The following is a 6195-nucleotide window of genomic DNA, read 5'->3' as shown; positions in this document are numbered from 1 at the left end:
GGGGTCGCCTTTTCTTTGCCTTCTTTCTTTTGGCGACGCAAAAGAAAGAAGGTGCGCCGCCGGGCGCACTCCCCGGCCTCCGCCCTCGGTAAAAGCAAACGGCAACCACCGACAGCAAGCTACCTCAACACCAAAACAGGAATGTGCGAATGGGTCAGCACATGCTGCGTCTCACTCCCCATCAACATTCGCTTCACTCCCTTGCGCCCATGCGACGCCATCACGATCAGATCCGCCTTGTGCTTCTTCGCCGCAGCGATGATGGCCTCGGCCACCAGGTCTGACTTGCTCACCACGGCCTTCACCGTGATGCCGCGCGCGCTGCCGCGTGCCTTGACGGCATCTACCAGGGCCTGGGCGGCGTCGTTCCATTGCTGTTCGATGCGTTTCACATCGGCCAGTTCCACGGGCATGCCGCCCTCGAAATAGCTGCGTGGGTAACGCGGCACGACCTTGAGGGCGACGGCGGTGGCGCCGGACAGCTCCGCCAGTGCCAGGCCATGGTCCACGGCCTTCTCGGACAGGGTGGAGCCGTCGGTGGCGATCAGGATGCGTTGGTAGTACATGGTGGTCTCCTTGTAGATACCGCAAGCGTACGGGCCATGATGTTCCTTGCCTTGATCCAGGTCAACCCGCCAACCCTGCTGCGGCGATAGGCTTGAGCCATGTCAAATGCCGCCCCCATCTCCGCAGAGCCAGACGTGCCGGGGGCCCCCCGGCAGCAGCGGCAGGACCCCCATGCCGCGCTGCTCGACGACCCGCAGGAGTGGGCGTCGTTCGGCCGTCCTTGCGCCGCAGGTGGCGCACCGGTCGAATGGCCCCCGGGCGCAGTCCCGCAGGATGCGCCGGCCTGGGAGTCGCATGTGGTGCTCTCGGGCATGCACTGCGCGGCCTGCGCCCTCACCATCGAAGAGGCGCTGCGCAGCGTGCGCGGCGTGCTGCAGGCCGATGTGAGTGCCACCACCCACCGCGCGCGCATCGTGTGGCAGCCCACGCAGGTGCGGCCCTCGGGCTGGATGGCGGCTGTGGCCCGGGCCGGCTACCAGGCGCTGCCAGCGGTGGACGCGTTTGCGCGCACGGCGCGCCAGCAGGAGAGCCGGCGCGCGCTGTGGCGCTGGCTGGTGGCCGGCTTTTGCATGATGCAGGTGATGATGTACGCATGGCCCGCCTACGTGGCGCAGCCGGGCGACCTGTCGCAGGAGATGGAGACCCTGCTGCGCTGGGCCTCGTGGGTCATCACGCTGCCGGTGGTGTGCTTTGCCTGCGGCCCCTTCTTCGCCAGCGCGCTGCGCGACGTGCGCCTGCGCCGCGTGGGCATGGACCTGCCCGTGGCGCTGGGCATGGCGATCACCTTTGCCGTGAGCACGGCGGGCACCTTCGAGCCTGCGGGCATCTTCGGCAAGGAGGTGTACTTCGACTCGCTCACCATGTTCGTCTTCTTTTTGCTCACCGGCCGCTGGCTGGAACTGCGCCTGCGCGACAGCACGGCCGGCGCGCTGGAGGCGGTGATGAACCGCCTGCCCGACAGCGTGGAGCGGCGCGGTGCCGATGGCTGCACCTTCACCCGCGTGGCCACGCGCAGCCTGGCGGTGGGCGATGTGATCCGCGTCTTGCCCGGCGAGGCCTTTCCGGCCGATGGCTGCATCACCGAAGGCAGCACCCAGGCCGACGAGGCCCTGCTCACCGGCGAATCCACGCCCGTGGCGCGCCCGCTGGGCAGCACGGTGGTGGCCGGCAGCTACAACCTGCAGGCGGCGGTGCAGGTGCGTGTGGAAGGTACGGGCAGTGCCACGCGCTTTGCGCAGATCGTGGCGCTGATGGAAAGCGCTTCGCTGCAAAAGCCCCGCCTGGCGCAACTGGCCGACCGCGTGGCACGCCCCTTTCTCATGGCCGTGCTGCTGGCCGCCGTGGTGGCAGCAGCATACTGGTGGCCCAGCAGTCCGGGCCATGCGCTCATGGTGGCGGTGGCGGTGCTCATCGTCACCTGCCCGTGCGCGCTGTCGCTGGCCACACCGGTGGCCATGCTCACGGCCGCGGGCACCCTGGCGCGCAATGGCCTGCTGGTGCGCAACCTGCAGGGGCTCGAAGCCCTGGCCGCGGTGGACACTATCGTCTTCGACAAGACCGGTACGCTCACGCGCGATGGCATGGCGCTGCAGGGCGTGCACACAAGCATCGCCGGCCTGACGCAGGGCGACGCGTTGGCGCTGGCCGCGGCCATCGCGGGCCAGTCGGTGCACCCGGCATCGCGCGCGCTGTGCGCGGCGGCGGATGGCAGCGTGCAGCCGCGGTGGATCGCCTCGGACGTGGTGGAGCAAGCCGGCCAGGGGCTGACCGCGCGCTTGCTGGATGCCAGCGGCGCGCTTGCGCCGCGCCGTCTGCGCCTGGGCTCGGCGCGCCACGCCGGTGCGGATGCGGGGCAGGGCGCCGACGACAGCGCGGCCCTGCAGGTGGTGCTGTCCGAAGAGACGGGCGAGAACGGCGCCAGCGTGGAGCTGGCCCGCTTCACCCTGGCCGAGGACCTGCGGCCCGAGGCCCGTAGCGTGGTACAGGCACTGCAGCGCGAAGGCGTTGCCGTGCACATGCTCTCGGGCGACCGCATGGCATCGGTGCGGCGCGTGGCCTTGCAGGCCGGCATCGAACAGGCCCGGGGCGACTGCACGCCGGGCGGCAAGCTGGCCGCGCTGCAGATGCTGCAGTCCGAGGGGCACCACGTGGCCATGGTGGGTGATGGGCTCAACGATGGGCCCGTGCTCGCGGGTGCCAACGTGTCCTTCGCGTTCGGCAGCGCCGTGCCCCTGGCGCGCTCGCGCGCCGACTTCGTGGTGCTGGGTGGCAGCCTGCAGCTGGTGCTGCAGGCGGTGCTGCTGGCCCGCCAGACGCTGCGCGTGGTGCGCCAGAACCTGTGGTGGGCGGCCGCCTACAACGCATTGTGCGTGCCGCTGGCGGTGCTGGGCCACATGCCGGCCTGGCTGGCGGGGCTGGGCATGGCCTTGAGCTCGCTGCTGGTGGTGCTCAACGCCTCGCGCCTGGCCCGCCTGGTCGGCGAACAGCGGGCCGTGCCCGCTCAGCCACCAGCCCTTGCCCAGGCCGCGCTGGAGACCGTGTGATGGACATCCTGTACCTGCTGATTCCCCTGTCCGTGGTGCTGGTCCTGCTGATCCTGGCAGGCCTGTGGTGGGCCGTGTACCGCGGCCAGTTCGAGAGCGTGGAGCAGGAAGGCGAGCGCATTCTCCGCAACGATTGACATGCGTCAATACCGGCCGGTCCCCTCTGCGGGAGACTCTTTGCAACACAAAGAGGTGCCCGATGGATTCAACGCAAAACACAGCTGCAGCGCACTACAACGACACCGTCGTGCGGCAGTTTTCTATCATGGCAGTGGTATGGGGGGTGGTGGGCATGCTGGTGGGCGTCATCATCGCCGCCCAGCTGGCCTGGCCTGAACTCAACCTCGGCATTCCCTGGCTCAGCTACGGCCGCCTGCGGCCGCTGCACACCAATGCCGTCATCTTCGCCTTTGGCGGCTGTGCGCTGTTCGCCACCAGCTACTACGTGGTGCAGCGCACCTGCCAGGTGCGGCTGTTTGCGGCACCGCTGGCAGCCTTCACCTTCTGGGGCTGGCAGCTCGTCATCGTGGCGGCCGCCATCAGCCTGCCCATGGGCTATACCTCGGGCAAGGAGTACGCCGAGCTCGAATGGCCCATCGACATCCTGATCACGCTGGTCTGGGTTTCCTACGCCATCGTGTTCTTCGGCACCGTGGGCATGCGCAAGGTGCGCCACATCTACGTGGCCAACTGGTTCTTCGGGGCCTTCATCCTGGCCGTGGCCATCCTGCACCTGGTCAACAGTGCAGCGGTGCCCGCCGGCTGGATGAAGAGCTACTCGGCCTACGCCGGCGTGCAGGACGCGATGGTGCAGTGGTGGTACGGCCACAACGCGGTGGGCTTCTTCCTGACCGCCGGTTTCCTGGGGATGATGTACTACTTCATCCCCAAGCAGGCCGGCCGCCCGGTGTACAGCTACCGCCTGTCCATCGTGCATTTCTGGGCGCTGATCTTCACCTACATGTGGGCCGGCCCGCACCACCTGCACTACACCGCGCTGCCCGACTGGACGCAATCGGTGGGCATGGTGTTCTCGCTGATCCTGTTGGCGCCTAGCTGGGGCGGCATGATCAACGGCGTGATGACGCTGTCGGGCGCCTGGCACAAGCTGCGTGACGACCCCATCCTGCGCTTTCTGATCGTGTCGTTGTCGTTCTACGGCATGTCCACCTTCGAGGGCCCGATGATGTCCATCAAGACCGTCAACGCCCTGAGCCATTACACCGACTGGACCGTGGGCCACGTGCACTCGGGTGCCCTGGGCTGGGTGGGCCTGATCTCCATGGGCTCGCTGTACTACCTGATCCCCCGCCTGTTCGGCCGCGAGAAAATGCATTCCGTGCCGGCCATCGAGCTGCACTTCTGGATGGCCACCGTGGGCATCGTCCTGTACATCGCCGCGATGTGGATCGCCGGCGTCATGCAGGGCCTGATGTGGCGCGCGGTCAACCCCGACGGCACGCTCACCTACACCTTCGTCGAGAGCGTCAAGGCCACCTACCCCTTCTACGTGGTGCGCCTGCTGGGCGGCCTGCTGTACCTGGGCGGCATGCTGGTCATGGCCTGGAACGTGTGGGCCACCGCCATCGCCGGCCGCTCGGCCAAGGTCGCCATCCCCGCAGTGCACGCTGCCCACGCCTGAGCAGCACGTACGGAGAGCTTTTTCAATCATGTCTGACAACAAGACCCCCGCGACCACCACCACCGGTTTCAGCCACGAGAAGGTGGAGACCAACAACTTCCTGATGATCGTGCTGATCCTGCTGGTGATCGCCATTGGCGGCCTGGTGGAGATCGTGCCGCTGTTCTTCCAGAAGTCCACCACCGAGGCCGTCAAGGGCGTGGAGCCCTATACCGCCACGCAGCTCATCGGGCGCGATATCTACATCCGCGAGGGCTGCTACAACTGCCACTCGCAGATGATCCGCCCCTTCCGCGCCGAGACGCTGCGCTACGGCCACTACTCGGTGGCCGGCGAGTTCGTCTACGACCACCCCTTCCAGTGGGGCAGCAAGCGCACCGGCCCCGACCTGCACCGCGTGGGCGGCAAGTACAGCGACGAGTGGCACCGGATCCACCTGACCAACCCGCGCGACGTGGTGCCCGAGTCGAACATGCCCGCCTACCCCTGGCTGGAGAAGACGGCCGTCGACCCCGCCGTGGCCGCACCCCGCATGAAGGCGCTGCGCACCGTGGGCGTGCCCTACACCGACGCGCAGATCGCCGACGCGGCTGCCGAGCTCAAGGGCAAGACCGAGATGGATGCCCTGGTGGCCTACCTGCAGGTCATGGGCCGCGCGCTCAAGTAAGGAGTTTGAAATGGACATCACCACCATGCGTATCGTTGCGACGCTCGCTTCACTTGCCTGCTTCATCGGCATCTGGGTCTGGGCCTACCTGGGCAGCAACAAGGATCGCTTCGACGAAGCGGGCCGCGTGCCCTTCGAGCACGAGTGACCGTGCCCGCCTCAAGAACAACGACAACCATATGAACAAGAGAGCACCCCATGAGTGACTTCACCAGCAATTTCTGGTCGGTCTTCGTGACCGCCGTGACCCTGGGCGGCATCGTCGCGTGCGGCCTGTTGCTGTGGATGGCCGGCCGCAAGAAGGTCATGGCCACCAGCGACAACACCACGGGCCACGTCTGGGACGAAGACCTGGTCGAGATGAACAACCCCCTGCCGCGCTGGTGGGTGTGGATGTTCGTGATCACCATCGTCTTCGGCCTGGCCTACCTGGCTGCCTACCCGGGCCTGGGCACCTTCGCCGGCAAGCTCGGCTGGACCCAGCTGGGCGAGTACCAGGCCGAGATGGACAAGGCCAAGGCAGAGCTGGCGCCCCTGTACGCCCGCTTTGCCGACATGAAGCCCGAGGACATGGCGCGCGACCCGCAGGCCCATGCCATCGGCGAACGCCTGTTCATGAACAACTGCGCGCAGTGCCACGGCTCGGATGCACGCGGCAGCAAGGGCTTTCCCAACCTGGCCGACGGCGACTGGCTGCACGGCGGCACACCCGACAAGATCCGCGAGACCATCGCGCAGGGCCGCACCGGCGTGATGCCGCCGATGGCGGCGGCCGG

General features: G+C 67.6%; 7 protein-coding genes. 6 read left to right on the top strand and 1 reads right to left on the bottom strand.

Annotated elements, in window-relative coordinates:
- Window positions 1-119 precede the first annotated feature (119 nt).
- Window positions 120-566 carry a universal stress protein gene (locus PMI14_RS28295; RefSeq protein WP_007860018.1) on the bottom strand — a complete coding sequence of 149 codons (447 nt, stop codon included), beginning with the start codon at window positions 564-566 and terminating at the stop codon, window positions 120-122.
- A 99-nt stretch (window positions 567-665) separates the two neighbouring features.
- On the opposite strand from PMI14_RS28295, the gene PMI14_RS28290 reads away from it, so the two are divergent.
- From PMI14_RS28290 to PMI14_RS28265, 6 genes are all read left to right on the top strand, one after another.
- Window positions 666-3110 carry a cation-translocating P-type ATPase gene (locus PMI14_RS28290; protein ID WP_007860016.1) on the top strand — a complete coding sequence of 815 codons (2445 nt, stop codon included), beginning with the start codon at window positions 666-668 and terminating at the stop codon, window positions 3108-3110.
- Window positions 3110-3247 carry a cbb3-type cytochrome oxidase assembly protein CcoS gene (gene ccoS / locus PMI14_RS28285; protein WP_007860012.1) on the top strand — a complete coding sequence of 46 codons (138 nt, stop codon included), beginning with the start codon at window positions 3110-3112 and terminating at the stop codon, window positions 3245-3247. The genes PMI14_RS28290 and ccoS overlap by 1 nt, the downstream gene beginning before the upstream one ends.
- Before the next feature lie 62 nt (window positions 3248-3309).
- Window positions 3310-4752 carry a cytochrome-c oxidase, cbb3-type subunit I gene (ccoN, locus tag PMI14_RS28280; protein ID WP_007860009.1) on the top strand — a complete coding sequence of 481 codons (1443 nt, stop codon included), beginning with the start codon at window positions 3310-3312 and terminating at the stop codon, window positions 4750-4752.
- Between the two features lie 28 nt (window positions 4753-4780).
- Window positions 4781-5419, top strand: coding sequence for a cytochrome-c oxidase, cbb3-type subunit II (ccoO, locus tag PMI14_RS28275; protein WP_007860007.1), 639 nt, complete (start codon window positions 4781-4783; stop codon window positions 5417-5419).
- A gap of 10 nt (window positions 5420-5429) precedes the next feature.
- Window positions 5430-5567, top strand: a complete 138-nt coding sequence (locus tag PMI14_RS28270) for a cbb3-type cytochrome c oxidase subunit 3 (protein ID WP_007860005.1) — start codon at window positions 5430-5432, stop codon at window positions 5565-5567.
- A 50-nt stretch (window positions 5568-5617) separates the two neighbouring features.
- Window positions 5618-6195, top strand: a 578-nt coding sequence (locus PMI14_RS28265) for a cbb3-type cytochrome c oxidase N-terminal domain-containing protein (protein WP_007860003.1), incomplete at its 3' end; no start/stop codon positions are given.

This window comes from Acidovorax sp. CF316 (genome assembly GCF_000276605.1).
Taxonomy (GTDB): domain Bacteria; phylum Pseudomonadota; class Gammaproteobacteria; order Burkholderiales; family Burkholderiaceae_C; genus Acidovorax.
Note: the sequence above shows the minus strand (reverse complement) of the source record. Positions and strands in the feature narration are given on the sequence as shown.

Coding starts and splice junctions, on each gene's coding strand:
- PMI14_RS28295 (WP_007860018.1), bottom strand. CDS start 566: ATGTACTACCAACGCATCCTGATCGCCACCGACGGCTCCACCCTGTCC.
- PMI14_RS28270 (WP_007860005.1), top strand. CDS start 5,430: ATGGACATCACCACCATGCGTATCGTTGCGACGCTCGCTTCACTTGCC.
- ccoS (WP_007860012.1), top strand. CDS start 3,110: ATGGACATCCTGTACCTGCTGATTCCCCTGTCCGTGGTGCTGGTCCTG.
- PMI14_RS28290 (WP_007860016.1), top strand. CDS start 666: ATGTCAAATGCCGCCCCCATCTCCGCAGAGCCAGACGTGCCGGGGGCC.
- ccoO (WP_007860007.1), top strand. CDS start 4,781: ATGTCTGACAACAAGACCCCCGCGACCACCACCACCGGTTTCAGCCAC.
- ccoN (WP_007860009.1), top strand. CDS start 3,310: ATGGATTCAACGCAAAACACAGCTGCAGCGCACTACAACGACACCGTC.